General features: G+C 72.1%; 19 protein-coding genes. 5 read left to right on the top strand and 14 right to left on the bottom strand.

Annotation, left to right across the window (positions count from 1 at the left end):
- Nucleotides 1–2 precede the first annotated feature (2 nt).
- Together pulA and ACSU6Z_RS07675 are read left to right on the top strand one after the other, a co-directional pair.
- Nucleotides 3–5405, top strand: a complete 5403-nt coding sequence (gene pulA, locus ACSU6Z_RS07680; RefSeq protein ID WP_437044102.1) for a pullulanase-type alpha-1,6-glucosidase — start codon at nt 3–5, stop codon at nt 5403–5405.
- Between the two features lie 53 nt (nt 5406–5458).
- Nucleotides 5459–5821 (top strand): 5-carboxymethyl-2-hydroxymuconate Delta-isomerase, encoded by a 363-nt coding sequence (locus ACSU6Z_RS07675; RefSeq protein ID WP_437044100.1) that lies wholly within the window; start codon nt 5459–5461, stop codon nt 5819–5821.
- A gap of 163 nt (nt 5822–5984) precedes the next feature.
- Here the strand turns inward: ACSU6Z_RS07675 and ACSU6Z_RS07670 are convergent, their stop codons facing one another.
- The 7 genes from ACSU6Z_RS07670 to ACSU6Z_RS07640 form a co-directional block, all read right to left on the bottom strand.
- Complete coding sequence (locus ACSU6Z_RS07670) at nt 5985–6701, bottom strand: TetR/AcrR family transcriptional regulator (RefSeq protein ID WP_437044098.1); 717 nt, start codon at nt 6699–6701, stop codon at nt 5985–5987.
- Nucleotides 6702–7062: 361 nt separating this feature from the next.
- Nucleotides 7063–8994 carry a hypothetical protein gene (locus ACSU6Z_RS07665; protein ID WP_437044096.1) on the bottom strand — a complete coding sequence of 644 codons (1932 nt, stop codon included), beginning with the start codon at nt 8992–8994 and terminating at the stop codon, nt 7063–7065.
- A gap of 49 nt (nt 8995–9043) precedes the next feature.
- A complete protein-coding gene (locus ACSU6Z_RS07660; RefSeq protein WP_437044094.1) occupies nt 9044–9568 on the bottom strand; it encodes a tetratricopeptide repeat protein in 525 nt (174 codons plus the stop codon).
- Nucleotides 9569–9893: 325 nt separating this feature from the next.
- Complete coding sequence (locus ACSU6Z_RS07655; protein ID WP_437044092.1) at nt 9894–10484, bottom strand: winged helix-turn-helix domain-containing protein; 591 nt, start codon at nt 10482–10484, stop codon at nt 9894–9896.
- Nucleotides 10485–10641: 157 nt separating this feature from the next.
- Nucleotides 10642–10764, bottom strand: a complete 123-nt coding sequence (locus ACSU6Z_RS07650) for a hypothetical protein (protein ID WP_437044090.1) — start codon at nt 10762–10764, stop codon at nt 10642–10644.
- A gap of 144 nt (nt 10765–10908) precedes the next feature.
- Nucleotides 10909–11940, bottom strand: coding sequence for a glutamine synthetase (gene glnII, locus ACSU6Z_RS07645; protein ID WP_437044088.1), 1032 nt, complete (start codon nt 11938–11940; stop codon nt 10909–10911).
- Between the two features lie 326 nt (nt 11941–12266).
- Nucleotides 12267–12626 carry an arsenate reductase family protein gene (locus tag ACSU6Z_RS07640; RefSeq protein ID WP_437044086.1) on the bottom strand — a complete coding sequence of 120 codons (360 nt, stop codon included), beginning with the start codon at nt 12624–12626 and terminating at the stop codon, nt 12267–12269.
- Between the two features lie 188 nt (nt 12627–12814).
- Here ACSU6Z_RS07640 and ACSU6Z_RS07635 point away from each other — a divergent pair, with 188 nt between their 5' ends.
- A complete protein-coding gene (locus tag ACSU6Z_RS07635) occupies nt 12815–13129 on the top strand; it encodes a hypothetical protein (protein ID WP_437044083.1) in 315 nt (104 codons plus the stop codon).
- A 236-nt stretch (nt 13130–13365) separates the two neighbouring features.
- Here the strand turns inward: ACSU6Z_RS07635 and ACSU6Z_RS07630 are convergent, their stop codons facing one another.
- The 3 genes from ACSU6Z_RS07630 to ACSU6Z_RS07620 form a co-directional block, all read right to left on the bottom strand.
- Entirely contained in the window at nt 13366–13623 is a 258-nt protein-coding gene (locus ACSU6Z_RS07630; protein ID WP_437044081.1) for a hypothetical protein, read from the bottom strand.
- Nucleotides 13624–13772: 149 nt separating this feature from the next.
- On the bottom strand, nt 13773–14036 hold the full coding sequence (locus ACSU6Z_RS07625; RefSeq protein ID WP_437044079.1) for a hypothetical protein: 264 nt from the start codon (nt 14034–14036) through the stop codon (nt 13773–13775).
- A 467-nt stretch (nt 14037–14503) separates the two neighbouring features.
- Nucleotides 14504–15703 carry a hypothetical protein gene (locus ACSU6Z_RS07620; protein WP_437044077.1) on the bottom strand — a complete coding sequence of 400 codons (1200 nt, stop codon included), beginning with the start codon at nt 15701–15703 and terminating at the stop codon, nt 14504–14506.
- Between the two features lie 406 nt (nt 15704–16109).
- Between ACSU6Z_RS07620 and ACSU6Z_RS07615 the strand changes: the two genes are divergently transcribed.
- Nucleotides 16110–17072 (top strand): hypothetical protein, encoded by a 963-nt coding sequence (locus ACSU6Z_RS07615; protein WP_437044075.1) that lies wholly within the window; start codon nt 16110–16112, stop codon nt 17070–17072.
- A gap of 89 nt (nt 17073–17161) precedes the next feature.
- Here the strand turns inward: ACSU6Z_RS07615 and glnA are convergent, their stop codons facing one another.
- Nucleotides 17162–18571, bottom strand: a complete 1410-nt coding sequence (gene glnA / locus ACSU6Z_RS07610; protein WP_437044072.1) for a type I glutamate--ammonia ligase — start codon at nt 18569–18571, stop codon at nt 17162–17164.
- Nucleotides 18572–18802: 231 nt separating this feature from the next.
- Here glnA and ACSU6Z_RS07605 point away from each other — a divergent pair, with 231 nt between their 5' ends.
- The gene (locus ACSU6Z_RS07605) at nt 18803–19270 is read left to right on the top strand and encodes an RDD family protein (RefSeq protein WP_437044070.1); all 468 of its coding nucleotides are present in this window, start codon (nt 18803–18805) and stop codon (nt 19268–19270) included.
- 87 nt (nt 19271–19357) lie between these two features.
- Here ACSU6Z_RS07605 and ACSU6Z_RS07600 read toward each other — a convergent pair whose 3' ends face one another.
- The 3 genes from ACSU6Z_RS07600 to lipA form a co-directional block, all read right to left on the bottom strand.
- Nucleotides 19358–20059, bottom strand: coding sequence for a DUF4191 domain-containing protein (locus ACSU6Z_RS07600; protein ID WP_437044068.1), 702 nt, complete (start codon nt 20057–20059; stop codon nt 19358–19360).
- Between the two features lie 66 nt (nt 20060–20125).
- Nucleotides 20126–20329, bottom strand: a complete 204-nt coding sequence (locus ACSU6Z_RS07595) for an SCO2195 family GlnR-regulated protein (protein ID WP_437044066.1) — start codon at nt 20327–20329, stop codon at nt 20126–20128.
- A 252-nt stretch (nt 20330–20581) separates the two neighbouring features.
- Complete coding sequence (gene lipA, locus ACSU6Z_RS07590) at nt 20582–21547, bottom strand: lipoyl synthase (protein ID WP_437044064.1); 966 nt, start codon at nt 21545–21547, stop codon at nt 20582–20584.
- Nucleotides 21548–21574: the final 27 nt, after the last annotated feature.

Below are 21574 nucleotides of genomic sequence, written 5' to 3'. Positions count from 1 at the left end.
CCGTGACACCCAGAAGGCCGGCGCCGCCGACGCGCCGCACCCCGCACGCGAGACGGGTCGCGGCCGTCACCGCCGCCGCCCTGGCCGCCGTTCTCGTCCAGCCGCTCACGGCCCGCGCGGCCACCCCGCCGCCTCCTCCGTCGGACGCGCGGCTCGCCGCCGAGCCCACCCGGCACGACGCCACCCGCGAGCAGTTCTACTTCGTCCTGCCGGATCGTTTCGCCAACGGTGACGCCGGCAACGACGAGGGCGGCCTGACCGGCTCCCGGCTCACCACCGGGTACGACCCCACCGACAAGGGCTTCTACCAGGGCGGCGACCTCAAGGGCCTGACGGAGAAGCTCGACTACATCAAGGGCCTGGGCACCACCGCCCTCTGGATGGCTCCGATCTTCGAGAACCAGCCCGTGCAGGGCACCGGGGCGAACGCCTCGGCGGGCTACCACGGGTACTGGATCACCGACTTCACCCGGGTCGACCCGCACTTCGGCACCAACGAGGACCTGAAGGACCTCGTCTCCAAGGCGCACGCCAAGGGCATGAAGGTCTTCTTCGACGTCATCACCAACCACACCGCCGACGTCGTCGACTACGAGGAGAAGTCCTACGACTACCTCTCCAAGGGCGCCTTCCCGTACCTGACGAAGGACGGCGAGCCCTTCGACGACGCCGACTACGCGGACGGCTCCCGGAAGTTCCCCCGGGTCGACGCCGACTCCTTCCCGCGCACCCCGGTCGTGCCCGCCGCCAAGAGGAACCTCAAGGTGCCCTCCTGGCTCAACGACCCGACGATGTACCACAACCGGGGCGACTCCACCTGGGCCGGCGAATCGGCCACGTACGGCGACTTCAACGGCCTGGACGACCTGTGGACCGAGCGTCCCGAGGTCGTGAAGGGCATGGAGCGCATCTACCAGCGCTGGGTGCGGGACTTCGGCATCGACGGCTTCCGCATCGACACCGTCAAGCACGTCAACATGGAGTTCTGGACCCAGTGGGCCACCGCGCTGGACGCCTACGCGGCGAAGCGGGGCCGGGAGGACTTCTTCATGTTCGGCGAGGTCTACTCCGCCGACACCGCCGTCACCGCCCCCTACGTCACCCGGGGCCGCCTCGACGCCACCCTCGACTTCCCCTTCCAGGACGCGGCCCGCGCCTACGTCTCCCAGGGCGGCAGCGCCAGGAAGCTCGCGTCGGTCTTCGGTGACGACTGGAAGTACACGACCGGCAAGGCCAACGCCTACGGGCAGGTCACCTTCCTCGGCAACCACGACATGGGCCGCATCGGGACCTTCCTCAGGCAGGACGACCCGGGCGCGGACGAGGCCGGGCTGCTGCGCAAGGCGAAGCTGGCCAACGAGCTGATGTTCCTCAGCCGCGGCAACCCGGTGGTCTACTACGGCGACGAGCAGGGCTTCACCGGCGCGGGCGGCGACAAGGACGCCCGCCAGCCGATGTTCGCCTCCCGCACCGCCGACTACCTGGACGACGACCAGCTCGGCACCGACCGCACCCACGCCGAGGACGCCTACGACACGCGGGCACCGCTCTACGAGCAGATCAGCGCCCTCGCCGAGCTCCGCAAGGCCCACCCGGCGCTCGCCGACGGGATCCAGACCGAGCGGTACGCGGCCGACGGCCCCGGTGTCTACGCCTTCTCCCGCACCGACGCGAGGACCGGCACCGAGTACGTCGTCGCCCTCAACAACGCGGACGAGGCGAAGAAGGCGACCTTCCCGACCGAGTCGGCGCACACGACCTTCCGCGGCCTGTACGGCACCGGCGCCACGGCCCGCACCGACGCCGACAAGAAGATCACCGTGACCGTCCCGGCGGGCTCGGCGATCGTCCTGAAGGCCACCGGCAGGCTCCCTGCCCCCGCCACCGGGCCCTCCCTCACCCTGAAGGCCCCCGCCCCCGGCGCCACCGGCACCGCCGAGCTGACCGCCGACGTCGACGGCGGCGGCCTCAACCGGGTCGTCTTCGCCGCCCGGACCGGCGACGGTAAGTGGCGGACCCTCGGCACCGCCGACCACGCCCCCTACAAGGTCACCCACACCATCGGCGAGGACGTGCCCGCCGGCACCGCCCTGCGCTACAAGGCCGTCGTCGTCGACGCGGCCGGCCGCACCGCGAGCGCCACCGCCGCCTCCACCACGGGCACCCCGCCCGCCGGGGAATCCCCCACTGCGGTCTCCCGCGACCACGCGATCGTGCACTACAAGCGCGCCGACGGGAACTACGACGACTGGGGCCTGTACGCCTGGGGCGACCTCGCCGACGGCGAGGCCACCGAGTGGCCGAGGAGCCACCCGTTCGCCGGCCGGGACGCCTACGGCGCCTTCGCCTGGGTCAAGCTGAAGCCGGGCGCCTCGAACGTCGGCTTCCTGGTGGTCGACAAGGACGGGAACAAGGACGTCGCCACCGACCGCGCCATCGACGTCACCAGGACCGGCGAGGTGTGGATCGAGCAGGGGAAGGAGACCGTGGCGACCGAGCGGCCCGAGTACCCGGCGCAGGACACCGGAAAGGCCGTCCTGCACTACCACCGCGCCGACGGGAACTACGACGGCTGGGGCCTGCACGTGTGGGGCGGCGCCGCCGAGCCCACCGACTGGTCCAAGCCCCTCGCCCCGGTGAGGACCGACTCCTACGGCGCGGTCTTCGAGGTACCGCTCGCCCAGGGGGCCACCAGTCTCGGCTACATCGTCCACAAGGGCGACGAGAAGGACCTGCCCACCGACCGGTTGCTGGACCTCGGGACCGACGGCCACGAGGTGTGGCTGGTGAGCGGCGAGGAGAAGCACCTGCTGCCGCAGCCGGCGGGCTCCGCCGCCGCCGTCGACCCGAGCACGGCCAAGGCCGTCTGGATCGACCGGGACACCGTCGCCTGGGACGGCTCCGAGGGCGCCGCCTCCACCCAGCTCCGCTATTCCCGCACCGGCTCCATCAAGGCCCAGAACGGCGTCCTGACCAGCACCGACGAGCGCCGGTTGCGGCTGGTGAGGACCTCCCTGACCGACGCCCAGAAGGCGAAGTACCCGCACCTGGGGGAGTACGCCGCCTACTCCGTCGACCCGCGCGACCGCGACCGGGTCCGCGAGGCCCTGCGCGGCCAGGTCGTCGCCGTCCGGCAGGCGGCCGACGGGGCCGTGCTCGCGGCGACCGGCGTGCAGATCGCCGGCGTGCTGGACGACCTGTACGACGCCACCGGCGCCGACCTCGGCCCGACGTTCCGCGACGGCCGCCCCACCCTCGCCCTCTGGGCCCCCACCGCCCAGAGCGTCTCCCTGGAACTGGACGGCGCCCTCGAGCCGATGCGCCGGGACGACACCACCGGCGTCTGGTCCGTCACCGGCCCGAAATCCTGGAAGGGCAAGCCCTACCGGTACGTGGTGAAGGTCTGGGCGCCCAGCACCCGGGAGATCGTCACCAACAGGGTCACCGACCCGTACTCCGTCGCCCTCACCGCCGACTCGAAGCGGAGCCTCGTCGTCGACCTCACCGACAAGGCGCTCGCGCCGAGCGGCTGGACGACGTACGACAAGCCGAAGGCCGTGCCCCTGCGGGACGCCCAGATCCAGGAGCTGCACATCCGGGACTTCTCCGTCGAGGACCGGACGGCGAAACACCCCGGCACCTACCTGGCCTTCACCGACAAGGACAGCGACGGCAGCCGGCACCTGAGGAGGCTCGCCGAGGCGGGCACCTCCCACGTCCACCTGCTGCCCGCCTTCGACATCGCCACCGTCCCCGAGCGGAAGTCCGACCAGGCCGGCGTCGACTGCGACCTCGCCGCGCTCCCCGCCGACTCCGCCGAGCAGCAGGAGTGCGTGGGCAGGGCCGCCGCCGAGGACGCCTACAACTGGGGTTACGACCCGTACCACTACACGGTCCCCGAGGGCTCCTACGCCACCGACCCGGACGGCACCGCCCGCACGGTCGAGTTCCGCGAGATGGTCAAGGCACTCAACGAGGCCGGCCTCAGGGTCGTCATGGACGTCGTCTACAACCACACCGCCGCGAGCGGCCAGGCGGACACCTCCGTCCTGGACCGGATCGTCCCCGGCTACTACCAGCGGCTCCTCGCCGACGGCTCAGTCGCGAACAGCACCTGCTGCGCCAACACCGCCACCGAGAACGCCATGATGGGCAAGCTGGTCGTCGACTCGGTCGTCACCTGGGCCAAGCAGTACAAGGTCGACGGCTTCCGCTTCGACCTCATGGGCCACCACCCGAAGGCCAACATCCTCGCGGTCCGCGAGGCCCTCGACGCGCTGACCCCGGAGAAGGACGGCGTCGACGGCAAGGAGATCATCCTGTACGGCGAGGGCTGGAACTTCGGCGAGGTCGCCGACGACGCCCGCTTCGAACAGGCCACGCAGGAGAACATGGCCGGCACCGGCATCGCCACCTTCTCCGACCGGGCCCGCGACGCCGTGCGCGGCGGCGGCCCCTTCGACGCCGACCCCGGCGTCCAGGGCTTCGCCTCCGGCCTCTACACCGAGCCCAACCCGAACGCGGACAACGGCACCCCGGCCGAGCAGAGGGCCCGGCTGCTGCACTACCAGGACCTGATCAAGGTCGGGCTGACCGGCAACCTCGCCGGCTACACCTTCACCGACACCGGCGGCAGGCGGGTCAAGGGCTCCCAGGTCGACTACAACGGCGCCCCCGCCGGATACGCCGAGGCCCCCGGCGACGCCCTCGCCTACGCCGACGCGCACGACAACGAGACCCTGTTCGACGCGCTCGCCTTCAAGCTGCCCGCCTCGGTGAACGCGGACGACCGGGCCCGTATGCAGGTCCTCGCCATGGCGACGGCCGCCCTCTCGCAGGGCCCGGCGCTCTCCCAGGCCGGCACCGACCTGCTGCGCTCGAAGTCGCTGGACCGCAACTCCTACGACAGCGGCGACTGGTTCAACGCCGTCCACTGGAACTGCGCCGACGGCAACGGCTTCGGCCGGGGCCTGCCGCCGGCCGCCGACAACAAGGACAAGTGGCCGTACGCCAAGCCCCTGCTCACCACCGTGCGGGTCGGCTGCCCCCAGATCGAAGCGGCCTCGGCGGCCTACCGGGACCTGCTGAGGATCCGCACGAGCGAGCGGGACTTCTCCCTCGCCACCGCCGGACAGGTCCAGTCCCGCCTCTCCTTCCCGCTGTCCGGCCCGGACGAGACACCCGGCGTGATCACCATGCGCCTCGGCGACCTGGTCGTCGTCTTCAACGCCACCCCGCAGCGGCAGGAGCAGCGCCTGGCAGCGCTCGCCGGGACCGGCCACCGCCTGCACCCGGTGCAGGCGTCGGGCGCGGACCCGGTGGTGAAGGAGGCGTCGTACGCGGCGCGGACGGGCACGTTCACCGTCCCGGCGCGCACGGTCGCGGTCTTCTCCCGGGTCGGCTGAGCACCGGGACGCACGGCTAGGGTGAGCCCTGCCGTTCACGAACAGGAGGGCTCATGCCGCAGATCACCGTCGACTACTCCGCCGAACTGGCGGACGACTTCGACCGGCCCGCGTTCGCGCGGGCCCTGCACACCGCCGTGGTCGACATCGCGGCGGCCAAGCCGCCCGCGTGCAAGACGCAGTTCCGCCGCACCGAGGACACCACGGTCGGCCCGGACACCGAGGGGCACGCCGTCGTGCACGTCACCCTGGGGCTGCTCGCGGGCCGCACCGAGGAGACCAAGGCCCGGCTCACCGAGGCCGTGCTGGAACTGCTGCGGCAGCACGTCGAGCCGGCCGGCGGCATCGCCCTGCACGCCTCCGCCGAGGTACGCGACCTCGACCCGTCGTACCGGAAGTTCGAGACGGAGGCCTAGAAACCGGGCCGTCCAGGGTCTTTCGTTTGGATCAGGTCGGATCAGGGAGCGGGACCTGGTGCCGTGCACCGCAAGGCGGAGAAGGGCGCCATGGCAACCGACGACAACGCGGCGAGGCACGGCACCAGGCCCCGCGAGCCCGGCATGATCCGAACGAGAGGCCCTAGGGGACCAGCGCGGCGAGCCGGGCGGTCAGGTCCCGGAAGGGGCTGTCGGCCGGCTCGTCCGCGAGGACGCGGCGCAGCAGCGCGTCCGTCTCCCGGTCGTGGGCGGCGCTCACCGCCAGCAGCGCGGCCAGATCGTGCACGAGCTGGACCTCCAGTTCGGCGCGCGGGACGCGCCGGCCGTCCAGCCAGATCAGCGCCGTCGACTCGACCAGCGAGAGCCACGAGCGGACGACCAGTTCCAGCCGCGCCGGCGGATCCGTCACCCCCAGGTGCGACAGCAACGCGGTGTACGCGGCCTGCCGTACGGAGTCGATGAGCGCGCACGCCGCCGAGGCGGAGCCGAGGGAGCAGGCGGCGCCCGCCGGGACCGCCGGGCCGCCGCGCATGAGCGCCGAGAAGCCGGGGCCGTGTTCGTCGACGAAGTCGAAGAAGCGGCCCATCACCCGCAGCGACCACGCCCCCAGCGGCCCGTCGTACGGCTGCGTGAACCGGCCCGCCAGATCCTCCGCGGCGCGCTTGAGTGCGGCCTCGTAGAGGCTGAGTTTGCCGGGGAAGTAGTGGTAGACGAGCGGGCGCGAGATGCCCGCGGCCGACGCTATCTCGTCGATGGAGACCTCGTCGGGCGAGCGGCGGCTGAACAGTTCCAGCGCGATGCCGATCAACTGCTGCCGCCGCTCCTCGACGCCCATGCGGCGGCGTACCCCGGTAGTCATGCGAACACCTTACCGATCGGATTCGGCCTCGGAACCGGCCCGATCCGACCGGTGCGCGCCGGTCAGCGGCTCGCCCCGACGGTCGTCCCTCCCTTCCGGCATCCGCCGCGACCGCCACCGCACGCCCGCTGCGCCGCGGCCCGCCCCGGACCCCCGCCGCACCGGCGACCCGCGCGCGGCGTGGAACGTTCCCGGCACGGGGTGGTTCCGAGCGCCGTTCCGTCCCCGTCGGCAACGCCCGCGGCATCGGCGGGGCGGGCGTGATCACGGTGCCGCCCGCCGTGAGGACGAGGGACGGGACCTCCTCGGCGGCACCGGTGCCGGCCGGCGGCTCCCCGGCGCGGGTGGCGGAGGGATCGCCTCACCGCAGTCCGCCGACCCGCCGCCCGTCCTCCAGGGTGCCCTCCAGCTCCGCCCGCGCCCCCCGCTCCGCCCGCGCCGTCAGCAGGTTGCCGTCCGAGGAGGCGTCGATGCCGCCCGTCGCCCTGACCGACCCCGTGTCGCGGCTGCCGGCGGCCAGCAGGTACCAGTTGCCCGCCTGCGACTTCCACAGCACCCCGGCCAGCACGTGCGGATCGCGCGCGCCGCACGCCGGTACGTCCGCGGCCTTGGCCGCCACCGCCCCGTACCGGTCGCCCGGCGCGCGGAACTGGGCCAGCGCCCGCGCCCCGCGGCCCCGCCAGGTCTCGGCCCGCGTGCACACCCACTGCGCCGCGCCACCCCCGCCCGCGCTCGCCTCCGGCAGCGGCTGCTCGGCGAACTCCCAGGCGTTCACCGTCCGCACGCCCTGCCCGAGCACCGCGCCCAGCGAGCAGGCGTACGGCGCCCAGGTGCGCAGCGCCTCGGCACCGGAGGCCTCCCGGACCGAGCCCGGCCGCCCGGTGGTCAGGCGGGCGGGCACCAGCTCCCCGAGGTCGGCCATCACACGCGTGGTGGAGCCGTCGACCAGCTGCAGTGCGTTCCACGACGTGCACGCGCCGTCCCGCCGGACGGGACTGGCCAGCGGCGAGGTCACCCCGTCGGTCAGGGTCAGGTCCATCGTGCCGGACCCCGGGTCGGTCAGGTCCCGCTCGGCGGCCCCCGTCACCCAGGGCGCCGTCAGGTAGCGGACGTTGCCGTCGCTGCGGCCGAGGACCACCGCGCCCGCCTCGGCCCGGCGCGCGCCGTCGACCCGCGCGAAGTCCAGGGCCGCGCCCGCCGTGCCCTGCCGCGGTTCGGCGTACCGGGCCAGGCGCAGGCCGTCGTAGAGGATCACCACGCGCGCGCCGTCGACGTTCCCGGCGTACAGGAGCTGCGGCGGGCCGGCCGGGCCGCCGGTCGCGGTGCCCGGCGTCGCCGAGACCCGCACGGTCCCACCGGGGCGGGCCCACACCGCGAGGGCGCGGCGCAGCAGGGCCCGGTCGCCGGTGAGGTCCCCGCGGGCCGGCCACACGGAGAAGTCGGTGCGGGCGGAGGTCCGCCAGGCGCCGGGGGCGGCCCTGGTCAGCCGGCCGGGGTCGAGGGCGGCCTGGGCCGCGGGGTTGCGCGCGTACGGCGGGGCGGCGGCGCCGTCGGGGCCCCAGCCGTCGCCGGGCAGGCCGAGCAGCGTCCCGCACGCGGCCAGGGCCGCCACCGCCACCAGCGCGGCCTTCCCGCGCCGCCGGCGCCGCATCAGGTCGGTCGGCCGCGCCACCAGCGAGCAGGGGTCGAACTCGGGGGAGTCCAGCAGGGCGTACGAGCCGGGGACCGTCTCCGCCTCGCCCAGTGCGGCGTCCACGTCGGTGACGCCCGCCGCGGCGAGCGTCCCGCGGACGTCACCGTCGGGCAGCCTCTCCAGGCCGCGCAGCGCGTACGCGGCCCGGCCGGGCCCGGACAGGGCGGCCAGCCGCTGGTCCAGGGCGAGTTCGTCGGCGCCGCCGGAGCGGGGGAAGAGCTTCAGGCCCCACACCCGGGGCAGCAGCGGCGGCAGCTGGGACCGCTTGGGCCACGCCCGGCGCCTCAGCGGCAGGCCCGCCTCCAGCGCCGTACGCAGCACCCGCAGGCGGAGGCAGGCGTAGCCCGGGTCGGTCTCGCGCCCGGCCGTCTGGGACGGGACCACGGGCGTCTCGGTGCCGCCCCGGGGCAGCGCGCGCTGGGTGAGGGCGTGCGCGGTCAGGACGCGGCGGCTGCGGCCCAGGCCCGGTGGCAGGACCAGGTAGGCGAGCCGGACCAGCCGCGGGTAGTGCTCGACGAGCGCGGCCTCGGCCCGTTCGACGTCGACGGCCGGGGCGGTGGCGGACGGTGCGGGACTCGGGGCGACATCCTGTGGCTGCACGCCCAGCAGAACGAGCGGACCGGCCGATGGTCACCCGGCGGCGGGGGCGTCACGCCCGCGGTTCCACGAGCAGCCGGGAGTAGTTCGCCATCGACCGCCGGTAGCGCGGCAGGTGGCGGGAGAGGGCGCCCAGGACGAGGGACAGCCCCTCGCGGTCGCGCCCGAGACTCGCCAGGCACAGCGCGAGCACGGCCCGTACGGCGTCGTCCAACTCATCCGAGGGGGCGTCCAGTTCGGGGGTGAGCAGCTCGACACCCTCCTCCGGCCGGCCGATGTTCCGCAGCGAGCTGGACAGCTGGATCTTCGCCCGGCGGCCCTTGTAGCCGCTGACGTCGCCCAGTCCGCGGGCCAGCGCCCGCCGGTACAGGGGAACGGCCCGTTCCGAGTGGCCCGTCGAGTCCCAGGCGCAGGCCCGCTCGAACAGGCCGAGCGGGCTGTCCTCGGGGAGCTCGTCGGCCAGCGCGTCGATCACCGCGCGGAACTCCGCGGCGCGGTCCTCGCCGTAGGCGTCGAAGGCGGCCCAGGCGGCGGCCACGCGGTCGTCCCAGGTCCGGTCGGTGTGCTCGTCGTCCACCGGGACACCTTCGCACGGGCGGAGGGGTGAAGGCACCGGCTTTTCGGACGCGGGCCGTTCCCCGGTGCGCCGGAGGGGACGGGGCGCGGGAGCGGAGGAACACGCGGGGCGGGCACGAGCGGAGCGCCCGGCCGCCGTGGCGGCGACGGCGCCCGGGTGCTTCGGGCGTCGGCGAGCATCCCGCCGACCGCGAAGCGCGCCGCCGCCTCCGGGCGGCCGGGCGGCTCCGTGTCCCCTTCGGCGCCGCCCGGGACCGGCAGTCCCATGCCGCCGGTCCCGACCGACGCGGCACCCGGACGGCACGGGTCTTTGCCGTCGGCAGAGGTCAACGGGCGGCCGGGGGAACGTACTTGTACCCCACCCGCCGCACGGTCTGGATCGCGCGCCGGTGCTCGGGGCCCAGCTTGCGGCGCAGCCGGGCGACGTGGACGTCGACGGTGCGGCCGTCACCGACGTGGCCGTACCCCCATACGGTGGTGACCAGCTGGTCCCGGGTGTGCACCCGGTGCGGCTGCGCGACGAGATGCGCGAGCAGCTCGAACTCCAGGTAGGTCAGATCGAGTTCGCGTCCGTCGACCACCGCGGTGCGGCGCACGGTGTCGACGCGGATCAGCGGGTCCGCGCCGGACCCGGCACCGGCGGGCCGCGCCCGGTCCGGCACCGCCGCAGGGAACGGCGGCTGCTGGTCGGCGGGGACCAGCACCAGGTAGCCGACCATCGGCGGCTGCCCCGGCAGCGCGGGCAGGGTGTGCTGGGGCGCGGGCAGCCAGGTGGCGCCGGGCGGCAGCAGGTCGGCGACGGTGACGGCCTCGTCCCGGCCGACGGAGCGCAGCCGGTGCCGCGGGCCGTCCGTCACCGGGGCCGGGGCGGGGGTGGAGGTGAGCGTGGCAGTGGTCAGGGAGCCAGTGGTCGCCATGAGGGGTCAGCTCTTTCGCGCGAGGGGTTCGTCGAGGAGACCGGCGGCCGCCGGGTCGTGGCGGGCTCGCCGGGAAGGACGTACGCGGTGCGCGCGGGCCGGAGGCCGGGTGATCGGCCGGTGCCGGTACGTACGGCTGGTGCCGGGTGTACGGCTGTCAGAGGGCCCGCGCGTTCGTCGCGCGGCGACACACCCGGTCGAAGTCGTGGTGCTGACGGGAAGGCCAGAACGGCTCGAGGTCATGGCGACCCGGCGTGATGAGGTTCTGGAGGCTGGCCATGGCCCCATTGAAGCAGAGAGCGGGGCCCGGCAGGACCCCGCTCTCACTGCGTGGACGCGAGCCTGTCCGGAAACCGGCGCCGTCCGCACGCGGGGGCGCCCACCTCAAAGGTGGGCGCCCCCGCGTGCGGACGGACCGGGCGGATCAGACCTGGCCGGCCTTCTCCAGCGCCGTGCAGCAGGTGTCGACGAGCAGGCGGGTCACCACGTAGGGGTCGACGTTGGCGTTGGGGCGGCGGTCCTCGATGTAGCCCTTGCCGTCCTTCTCGACCTGCCACGGGATGCGGACCGAGGCGCCGCGGTCGGAGACGCCGTAGCTGTACTGGTCCCACGGGGCGGTCTCGTGCAGCCCCGTCAGGCGGTCGTCGATGCCGGCGCCGTAGTTCTTGACGTGGTCCAGCGGCTTGGAACCCTCGCCGAGCGACTCGCACGCGGTGATGATCGCGTCGTATCCCTCGCGCATGGCCCTGGTGGAGAAGTTGGTGTGCGCGCCGGCGCCGTTCCAGTCGCCCTTGACCGGCTTGGGGTCGAGGGTGGCGGCGACGCCGTAGTCCTCGGCGGTGCGGTAGAGCAGCCAGCGGGCCACCCACAGCTGGTCGGCGACCTCCAGCGGGGCGAGCGGGCCGACCTGGAACTCCCACTGGCCCGGCATGACCTCGGCGTTGATGCCGGAGATGTCCAGACCCGCCTTCAGGCAGTTGTCGAGGTGGGCCTCGACGACGTCGCGGCCGAAGATCTCGTCGGAGCCGACACCGCAGTAGTAGCCGCCCTGCGGGGCCGGGAAACCGCCCTTGGGGAAGCCGAGCGGGTGGCCGTCCTTGAAGAAGGTGTACTCCTGCTCGATGCCGAAGACCGGCTCCTGCGCGGCGAACCGCGCGGCGACCCCGGCCAGCTCGGCGCGGGTGTTGCTCGGGTGCGGGGTCAGGTCGGTGTCGAGGACCTCGCACAGCACCAGGACGTCGTCGCCGCCGCGGATCGGGTCGGGGCAGGAGAAGACCGGCTTCAGCACGCAGTCCGAGGAGTTGCCCTCGGCCTGGTTGGTGGAGGACCCGTCGAAGCCCCACAGCGGCAGCGCGTCCAGGCCGGCGGGGGCACCCGCGATGATCTTCGTCTTGGAACGAAGCTTGGCCGTCGGCGCGGTGCCGTCGATCCAGATGTACTCGGCCTTGAAGGTCACGGGTGCCTCTTCCTTCGGGTGGTTCTCGCGCACTCGCGGATGCTGCGGCGCTGCGGCACCGGGGAGCCGCCTCAACTGCCCGGCAGCCTGTCAACAGGGGGTTTCCCGGCCATTGCCCGGATGTGAACCCCGTGTTACCCGGGGGTGGTGTGGCCCACCTCACGACGCGGGGACGGCGGGCGCACGACACCGGCCGAGGGGGAGGGGAGCGGCCGAGGCGGGGCGGCGGGCCGAGGGCGCCGCCCCTTCGCCGGCCGCCTCGGCACCGGCGGCCGAATCCCGTCGTCCCCTCTGCCGGGGGCCCGCCGAGGAGTCCCCGCCGTCCGTCAGCGGGACAGCGCCTCGCGCACCGCCTCGTCCGTCCGGGCGACGACCGCCGTGCCGTCGTCCGCCGTGATGATGGGGCGCTGGATCAGCCTCGGGTGTTCGGCGAGGGCCCTGACCCAGCGGTCGCGGGACGCCTCGTCGCGGGGCCAGTCCTTCAGGCCGAGCTCCTTGGCGGCGGCCTCCTGCGTGCGGGTGATGTCCCACGGTTCGAGACCGAGGCGGGTGAGGACGCCGCGGATCTCGTCCTCGCTCGGCACGTCCTCCAGGTAGCGGCGGACGGTGTAGTCGGCGCCCTCGGCGTCGAGCAGGGCGAGGGCGCCGCGGCACTTCGAACAGGCCGGGTTGATCCAGATCTCCATGCGCCCACAGTACGTTCGCCGGGTCCCCCGCCGGGCGCGGAAAACCCGTTCCCCCCTCCCGTCACCGCAGCCCCGAAAGCCCCCGTGGCCAGGGCGATTGTCAGTGCCGGACCGTAAAATTGAAGCAGTGTTCGAGGGTGTCGCCGGGGTCGTCCGGACGGTGCCCCGGCCGCGACAGGAGGATGCCCGTGCCCGCTGCCGCCGTGAAGTCCAAGCCGTTGCCCACCCAGTCGACCGCCCGCCGCCCCGTCCAGCTCGACCTGCCGTACGCGCCCGTGATGAAGCGCCCGCTGCCGGCGGGCCGCCCCCGCGAGTGGTACATCGCGCACAACCGCCGGCTCAAGGCGATGCGGCTCGCCATCGCCCTGCTCGACTCCGGCGTCCACCTGCCGAGCCAGGCCCGCGACGAGACCATACGGGAGGCCGCGCGGCTCATCGGCGTCCACCCGCCGTCCGACACCACCTGCCGCATGGTCCGGGCCCTGATGCGCTACGGCCGCTGAGGCCCGCCGGCCGTACGACCGTGCCGGGCACCCCGCGCCGCGCGGGGTGCCCGGCACCGCGCTTGCGCGATCCGGGGCTGTCGTCCGGCGCGCGCGTCCGCCGCGTCGCCGTCACTCGCCGGCGTTCCGCGCCGTCCGCGCCGATTCGCTCCGCCCCGCGGCCGCACGTACCGGACCTCACCCGCCGGCGCCGACCGGCAACTCGTTCCCGCGCGCCCCGACCCGGCCGACGGCCCTCAGTGGGGCGCCCGGAAGTCGACGTACCCCAGCAGCAGGATGACCGCGGCCACGCACCCGAGGACCACCGCCGTGGACACCCACGACGACCGGCGCCCCCGCACCGGCTCCGGACCGGCGCGGAACGGCACCGGGCCGGGCGGGTCGTGCTTCCACCGCGCGGCGAGCATCCGGGCCCGTGCGGAGGGCTCCTTGTGCTCGGCCCCGTCCGCCCACGTGAGGTCGAACTCCCGCTCCCAGTCGTCCTGTTCGGACATGACGATCCCTTTCCCCGTCCCCTGGATCGAACAGCCGTGCCAGTAAAGCAGGAAAGCGGGGTTTCCGTGCGCACGACAGCGGCCCCCGTCCCGGGATGCGGGAGCGGGGGCCGCCGGACGGCTCGCACCGGCGGAGCTTGCCGATTGGCTCAGTCTTCACCTCGTCCTGTCTCGGCCTCTTCGGAGACACGGCCCCTGTCGCTGGGTTCGATCGTGGTTGTGGTCGAGTGGGCGGTCTCTGCCGGATACCCTCGGGAACCCGGGGCGGAGCCACCGCTCAGTTCGTGCCGCACTTGTCGCCATGCGCGGATGATCTGCGGCAGCTTTGCCAGCACTTCGCTGATCTGCGTCAGCAGGAGCGTGATGCAACCGAACGCGGCGAGGATGATGAGGGTTACGTCGTCCCACTTCACAGCGCGGCCTCCGCTCCTTGCCGGGCAAGGGCGCGGTGCGCGCAGTGAGGCTGCCAAGCCCTTGGACGGTTGAAAACCCTGAGCACCAGCAGGGGCCGAAGCCCTCGTCGCTCCTCCGCGTGGGTGTCCAACCCACGGGTGCCGTTACGAAGGGCGGTGCCGCTAGCGGTTTGCCAGGGCTTGCTCAAGAGTCCCGTATGGGTACGGTCCTGCGTTCCGGTGATGCTTGTGAGCATGTCGATAACCTCACGCCACCCCGGCTGGCATTTCAGGTCACACACCTGGTGAACCACTGGTGTCGAAATGCGGAGACGGGTGAACCACGCCCCTACGCGGCGTCCTGTGGTTCCGGGGTCCGTAGGAAAATGCCGCCACCGACTCTCCGCGAGCCGGGTGACTCAACGCCACCCCCGAGAGGGGGCCAGTCGGTTCAGGCCCGCCAGTGGACGGGTGGGTTGGCGGGCGAGCTAGGCGAGTACGGTCTGGCGAGAGATCCAGTCGAGGGCTGCCGCCCCCAGCCGGTCGGGTGCCTCGAGCAACGCGGCCTCCACCGCCGCGAGGTTGGCCAGTGCCTCGGGCGCGTCTGATCGGTCCAGCACCGCGAGATGTTCCATCACCTTGGCGACGGCGTTGTGCCAGCTCGGCATGCCGAAATGGGCAGGAGCCTTGAACGCGGCCGAAGCAGCTCTGTGCAGCAGCCCCGCGCGCCAGCCTTGCTCACGCATCACCTCCGCGGTGAACCAGACCCGGTCACCGACGTGCTGGACGAACTCGGCCAAGGGGCCGGACACCTTCCGCAGTGCGAAGCCCGAGCCGCCGGCCCATGGAAGGTCCAGATCCGAGGCGACGGCCATGAACCTGAGGAGTTCCTCTGGCCCGTCGTCCCGCGCGGCCATCAGCGCGGCACGGGCTCTGCGGTACAGATCGACGCTCTGTGCGAAGATCTCCCCGTTGCTCGGCCCGTCGTCGGCGGTGTGGATTATCTCCAGCGGCCCCTCACGCCAGGCGTCGGCGACCAGACCCACCGCCGCCGCGCTCACCAGCGCATCCGTGTCGTCCGCATTGACGCCGGCCTGCGCCAAGGTGGCGGGGGCATGCTCCTCGATGCCGGGAAGAGGCAAGCGCTTCTCCTCGGCCCCCTTCGCCCTCCCCGCAAGGGTCGCCGCGAGCCCGGCCGACAGAGGTTCGGGTTCGGGTTGCTCAACGGTGATCCCGTGCTCCGTCAGATCCTCGAAGACGGCGTCCGGCCCGCAATCGATGTGTGAGGTGTCATGGCGTCCCGAGCAGCCTTCCGGGCACTCCAGTTCCTCACACATCTCCGGCTCTTCGAGTTGTGCCTCGTTGACCAGGTGGTAGGCGAGCCGCTCGGCCACCGCCTCGCGAGCAGCGATCATGGCCAGGTCGAGCCGGAAGGTCCCGTCCCTCAGCTCCGAGTCTTCACGCCCCACCGAGGCGGGCGGCTCCGGGGTGTCGGGGACCCAGGCATACGCCGATTCCAGTGAGATCAGCAGCCAGGCGACCCGTAGTGCTTCCGTCTCACCGTCCCGGGCCAGCCCGGCCACGGCCTCTGCGGCCTCCCTCACACGGTCAAGCCGGGCCAGGCACCGCTTCCGCACAGGCTGCCAGGCCGCGACCTCCGCTCGGGCCCGTTCGGCGTCCTGGGTCACGGCGGCATCGCGGGCCCGTCTGGCCCGGGTGACCAGCCGGGTCAGACACGGACGGCACCCGAACAGCCCGGACGTCGGTGACGGCCCGAGCGGTATGGCCGCGAGGCTCTCGCCGAACGGCTTGTTACACAGGCAGCAGTCCAAGCCGCCCACCTGACGAGACGTGGGTCGGATGGGCATTGCAGCGCGAATCGTGTCATGGGCATAAGCAGGGATGTGCATGCGTGACAACTCCTTGGGAGACCGGCATTCCATCGGTGCCTTCTCCATGCTGACCTGGCCATTCGGCCGCGAGTCACGGGTTTGGCGGGTCGGCGGCGAACTTGACGAAAGCTGTCCCGACTCGGGCCCGAGGTTCTACGGTGTTGGCGAAACTTGACACCACGAGCAGGGAGGAGGACCCCGCGTGGCCGCCGCCAATGTCTCACCGCAACCCAAAGGCCCCCATCGGGAACTGGTCGCAGCACTCCAGGAACTGCACCGCGCAGCAGGCCGGTTGAGCTTTCGCAAGGTGAGCGCGCTCATCCGTAGCCGCGACGACCGGCTGTCGGAGGCCAGCCATGAGAGCGTGCGGTCCGCTGTCAACGGGATACGGGTCCCGCGCTGGGAGACCGTCCACGACATCGTCATGGTCCTGGCCGGCCTGTGCAGCCCGCCCCGGGACAAGGAGTCCGAGACGGCCAGGTTCCTGCCACTGTGGCGCGCGATCCGTGAAGGGGAGGCGGGCGCGCTGAAATCGTTCCAGGAACTCGTCAACGGTGGCTGGGGAGGTGAGGACGGCAAGTGGTCGCCGGAGCTGGTGATGGGCGCCCTGGTCAACCCCTTCAACGCCATCGAGATCCACCCGTCGCTTGCCGTGCCTCACGAACCGCTGGTGTCGGAGGACGACTGGGTCCGGATGATGGTGAAGCAGATCGAGGAACAGGGAGCCGAACACACGCTGCGGGTCTTGCTGCATGTGTTGAAGGGCGACTACGTAGGGGCGGACGAGGGCGCACCGTACGGATACCGCAATCCCGACCGGGAGGTCATGGAAGCGGCCGCGGCCTTCCGGTATGGCTGCCAGGAGATCCTTCGGCGGCTGAGCCGGGAGCCGAACCTCCTCGCGGCGTCGATCCGGGCCATGCGCGCCGACGAGACGATGGATCGGGACGACCGGGCGAGGATGCTGGAGAACGAGTCGGACCTGAGCCTGATGCGCGAGGTGATGACCGTGACTCCGGAAACCTGGGACGAGATATCGGAGGAGGCGCAGCACATGGTCTTCGGCTATCTGATCAAGCAGATCAGCCCCGTGGGCCCGCTCAGGCTCATCGGCACCGAGCGCTTCCGGATCATCTGGCGCATTCCCGAACCGCCCGCCGAGTGACTCCCCCCGTCCGCCGTGCGGAGTTCACACGGCGAAGGCCGCCACCCCGGAGAGGGGTGGCGGCCTTCATGTGGAACGAGCCCAGCCCTTTAGACGTCGAAGTACAGCTCGAACTCGTGCGGGTGCGGACGCAGCTGCAGCGGGGCGATCTCGTTCGCGCGCTTGAAGTCGATCCAGGTCTCGATCAGGTCCGGCGTGAACACGTCGCCCTGGAGGAGGAACTCGTGGTCGGCCTCAAGGCGGTCCAGGACGGCGCCGAGGGAGGTCGGGACCTGCGCGACGTTGGCGTGCTCCTCGGGAGCCAGCTCGTAGAGGTCCTTGTCGATCGGCTCGGCCGGCTCGATCTTGTTCTTGATGCCGTCCAGGCCGGCCAGCAGCAGCGCCGAGAAGGCCAGGTACGGGTTGCCGGAGGCGTCCGGGGCGCGGAACTCGACGCGCTTGGCCTTCGGGTTGGAGCCGGTGATCGGGATGCGCATCGCGGCGGAGCGGTTGCGCTGCGAGTACACCAGGTTCACCGGCGCCTCGAAGCCCGGCACCAGGCGGTGGTAGGAGTTCACCGTCGGGTTGGTGAAGGCCAGCAGCGACGGGGCGTGCTTGAGGATGCCGCCGATGTAGTAGCGGGCGGTGTCGGACAGGCCGGCGTAGCCCTGCTCGTCGTAGAAGAGCGGCTCGCCGTTGCTCCACAGCGACTGGTGGACGTGCATGCCCGAACCGTTGTCGCCGAAGATCGGCTTCGGCATGAAGGTCGCCGTCTTGCCGTTCCTCCACGCCACGTTCTTCACGATGTACTTGAAGAGCTGGAGGTCGTCGGCGGCGGCGAGCAGCGTGTTGAACTTGTAGTTGATCTCGGCCTGGCCGGCGGTGCCCACCTCGTGGTGCTGGCGCTCGACCTTCAGGCCGGCCCGCTCCAGCTCCAGGGAGATCTCGGCGCGCAGGTCGGCGAAGTGGTCGACCGGCGGGACCGGGAAGTAGCCGCCCTTGTAGCGGACCTTGTACCCGCGGTTGTCCTCCACGGCGCCGGTGTTCCAGGCGCCCGCCTCGGAGTCGATGTGGTAGAAGGACTCGTTCGCGCCGGTGGCGAAGCGCACGGAGTCGAAGACGTAGAACTCGGCCTCGGGACCGAAGTAGGCGGTGTCCGCGATGCCGGTCGACGCCAGGTACGCCTCGGCCTTCTTCGCCACGTTCCGCGGGTCGCGGGAGTACTGCTCGCCCGTGATCGGGTCGTGGATGAAGAAGTTGACGTTGAGCGTCTTGTCCCGGCGGAACGGGTCGACCCGGGCGGTCGACAGGTCCGCGCGCAGCGCCATGTCGGACTCGTGAATGGCCTGGAAACCGCGGATCGAGGACCCGTCGAAGGCGAGCTCCTCGTCCGGGTCGAACGCCTCGGCGGGCACCGTGAAGTGCTGCATCACGCCCGGGAGGTCGCAGAAACGGACATCGATGAACTTGACGTCCTCGTCCGCGATGAACTTCTTGGCCTCGTCGGCGTTCTGGAACATCCAGCTCCTCCTACTCCCGACCGTGCCGCCGGGGTGGTAGATCGTTCGTGCGGCCAGTGCGGGTGGCACACGCTGCGCTCGACCCTAAGGACGGGTGATTTCTCGTGCGTGACCCGTTTGTTTCGCAGAAGTTAACCGGACTCCCGCCGCGGACCCGTCCGGACACTTCCACCGTAGCTCCGGCGTACCCCTCGCCGTCCCGGTCATACCCGGGCGCAGTACCGTGTACGGGTGGACAAGAGGCAAGCAATCGGATCGTGGCTGTCCGGGCCGCGCGCGGCCATGGAGGACGCCGGTGCCGACTTCGGGTACCGGGGCCGGGAGCTCGGTCTGCCGGAGGAGGGACCCGGCTCGATCGCCCGCCCCGGGCGGCGGATCGGCGCGCTGGCCGTCGACTGGTTCCTGTGCCTCTTGATCGCATACGGACTCATCACGGACGGCTACGGCCAGGAGACGTCCAACTGGGCGCTGGTCATCTTCTTCGTCCTGAGCGTCCTGACCGTCGGCACCCTCGGCTTCACCCCGGGCAAGCGCCTGCTCGGTCTGCGGGTGGTCGAACTCGGCACCGGCCGGGTCAACCCGCTGCGCGCCCTGCTGCGCTCGGTGCTGCTGTGCCTGGCGGTCCCCGCCCTGATCTGGGACCGCGACGGCCGCGGCCTGCACGACCGGCTGGCGCGCACGGTCGAGGTGCGGATCTGACCCCCGCACCCCCGCGTACGACGACCCGCGTACGACGAAGGGGGCGCCCGGAGAGATCCGGGCGCCCCCTTCGTCGTACGCGGGGTGTCAGCGGCCCCTCGGTCCGCCCTTCGGCAGCCGCATGCCCTTGGGCATGGGGCCCTTCGGCAGCGGCATGTTGCTCATCAGGTCGCCCAGCGCGCGCAACCGGTCGTTGGTCGCGGTGACCTGCGGGCCGGTCAGGACGCGCGGCAGCTTGAGCAGGGTGGTGCGCAGCTTCTTCAGCTCCACCTGACCCTCGCCGGTCCCCACGACCAGGTCGTGGACGGGGACGTCGGCGACGATCCGGTTCATCCGCTTCTTCTCGGCGGCGAGCAGGGACTTCACCCGGTTCGGGTTGCCCTCGGCGACCAGCACGATGCCGGCCTTGCCGACCGCGCGGTGCACCACGTCCTGGTTGCGGTTCATCGCCACCGCGGGGGTCGTCGTCCAGCCCCGGCCGATGTTGTCGAGCACGGCCGCGGCGGCGCCCGGCTGTCCCTCCATCTGCCCGAAGGCCGCTCGCTCGGCCCGGCGCCCGAACACGATCGCCGTCGCGAGGAAGGCGAGCAGCAGGCCCAGGATGCCGAGATAGATGGGGTGACCGATCAAGAAACCGATCGCGAGGAGGACACCGAAGGTGATGATGCCGACAGCCGCGAGTACAAGACCGATCTTCTTGTCGGCCTTGCGGGTCATCTTGTAGGTCAGGGCGATCTGCTTCAGTCGCCCGGGGTTCGCGGCCTCCGCCGCGTTGTCCTTCCTCGCCATGCCACGAAGTCTACGTGGCCCCCAGGGCGCCGACGACGGCAGTGCCCGGCGGGACGGGGAGGGGGGTCAGGAGCGGCGGGCGGCGACCGCCTGCTGGAGGATCCGATCCGCCTCGAACCGGTCCTTGGCGCGGCGGCGGTCCTCCAGGACGGACGTCCAGGCGTTGCGGCGGGCGGTGCGCTGGCCGCCGCTCATGAGCAGCGACTCGACGGCCCGCAGGGCAGTGGTGAACGACGGGATCGCGGTGGCGCGGACGGGTGCGGCCTGCATCGTGGAGGTCCCCCCTCGGTACGGCACTGGGTGCGGGTGCACACGGCGTGATATCAGGGTCACTGATTGGTGTTACCAGGGCGTGACCGACCGGTCAAACGCCCATGAAGCCCCGGTGGGCGGGGGCCGAACGACGGCGCGGCCCTGACGGACGCCCTCATCTGCGAGGACGGTCAGGGCCGCGCCGCACCGGCCGGTACCGGCCGGTAGTTTCTTGTGCTTGGATTCACACGGTTGCGCGGGGCGCCCGGTTCAGACGGCCTGTGCGGCGGCGAACGTGCCGCGCTTCTCGATCGCCATCTGGTACAGGCGCCCGGCGCGGTACGAGGAGCGCACCAGCGGGCCGGACATCACGCCGGAGAAACCGATCCGCTCGGCCTCCTCCTTCAGCTCCACGAACTCCTGCGGCTTGACCCAGCGCTCCACCGGGTGGTGGCGCACCGACGGGCGCAGGTACTGCGTGATGGTGATCAGCTCGCACCCGGCGTCGTGCAGCTGCCCGAGCGCCTCGACGACCTCCTCGCGGGTCTCGCCCATGCCGAGGATCAGGTTCGACTTGGTGACCAGGCCGTAGTCGCGGGCCGCGGTGATGACCTTCAGGGAGCGCTCGTAGCGGAAGCCCGGGCGGATCCGCTTGAAGATCCGCGGCACCGTCTCGACGTTGTGCGCGAAGACCTCCGGACGGGAGGAGAAGACCTCCTGGAGCTGCTCGGGGACCGCGTTGAAGTCGGGGGCCAGCAGCTCGACCTTGGTGCGCCCGCCCTCGCGGTCCGCGGTCTGCGCGTGGATCTGGCGCACGGTCTCGGCGTACAGCCAGGCACCGCCGTCCTGGAGGTCGTCGCGGGCGACGCCGGTGATGGTGGCGTAGTTCAGGTCCATGGCGACCACGGACTCGCCGACGCGGCGGGGCTCGTCACGGTCGAGCGCCTCGGGCTTGCCGGTGTCGATCTGGCAGAAGTCGCAGCGCCGGGTGCACTGGTCACCGCCGATGAGGAAGGTGGCCTCGCGGTCCTCCCAGCACTCGTAGATGTTGGGGCAGCCGGCTTCCTGGCAGACCGTGTGCAGGCCCTCGCTCTTCACGAGGTTCTGCATCTTCGTGTACTCGGGACCCATTTTCGCCCGGGTCTTGATCCACTCGGGCTTGCGCTCGATGGGGGTCTGGCTGTTGCGGACCTCCAGGCGCAGCATCTTGCGTCCGTCGGGTGCGACTGCGGACACGTCGGCTCCCTAACTTCGATTCTTCGG

It is taken from the genome of Streptomyces sp. enrichment culture, from assembly GCF_964273145.1.
GTDB lineage: Bacteria > Actinomycetota > Actinomycetes > Streptomycetales > Streptomycetaceae > Streptomyces.
Note: the sequence above shows the minus strand (reverse complement) of the source record. Positions and strands in the feature narration are given on the sequence as shown.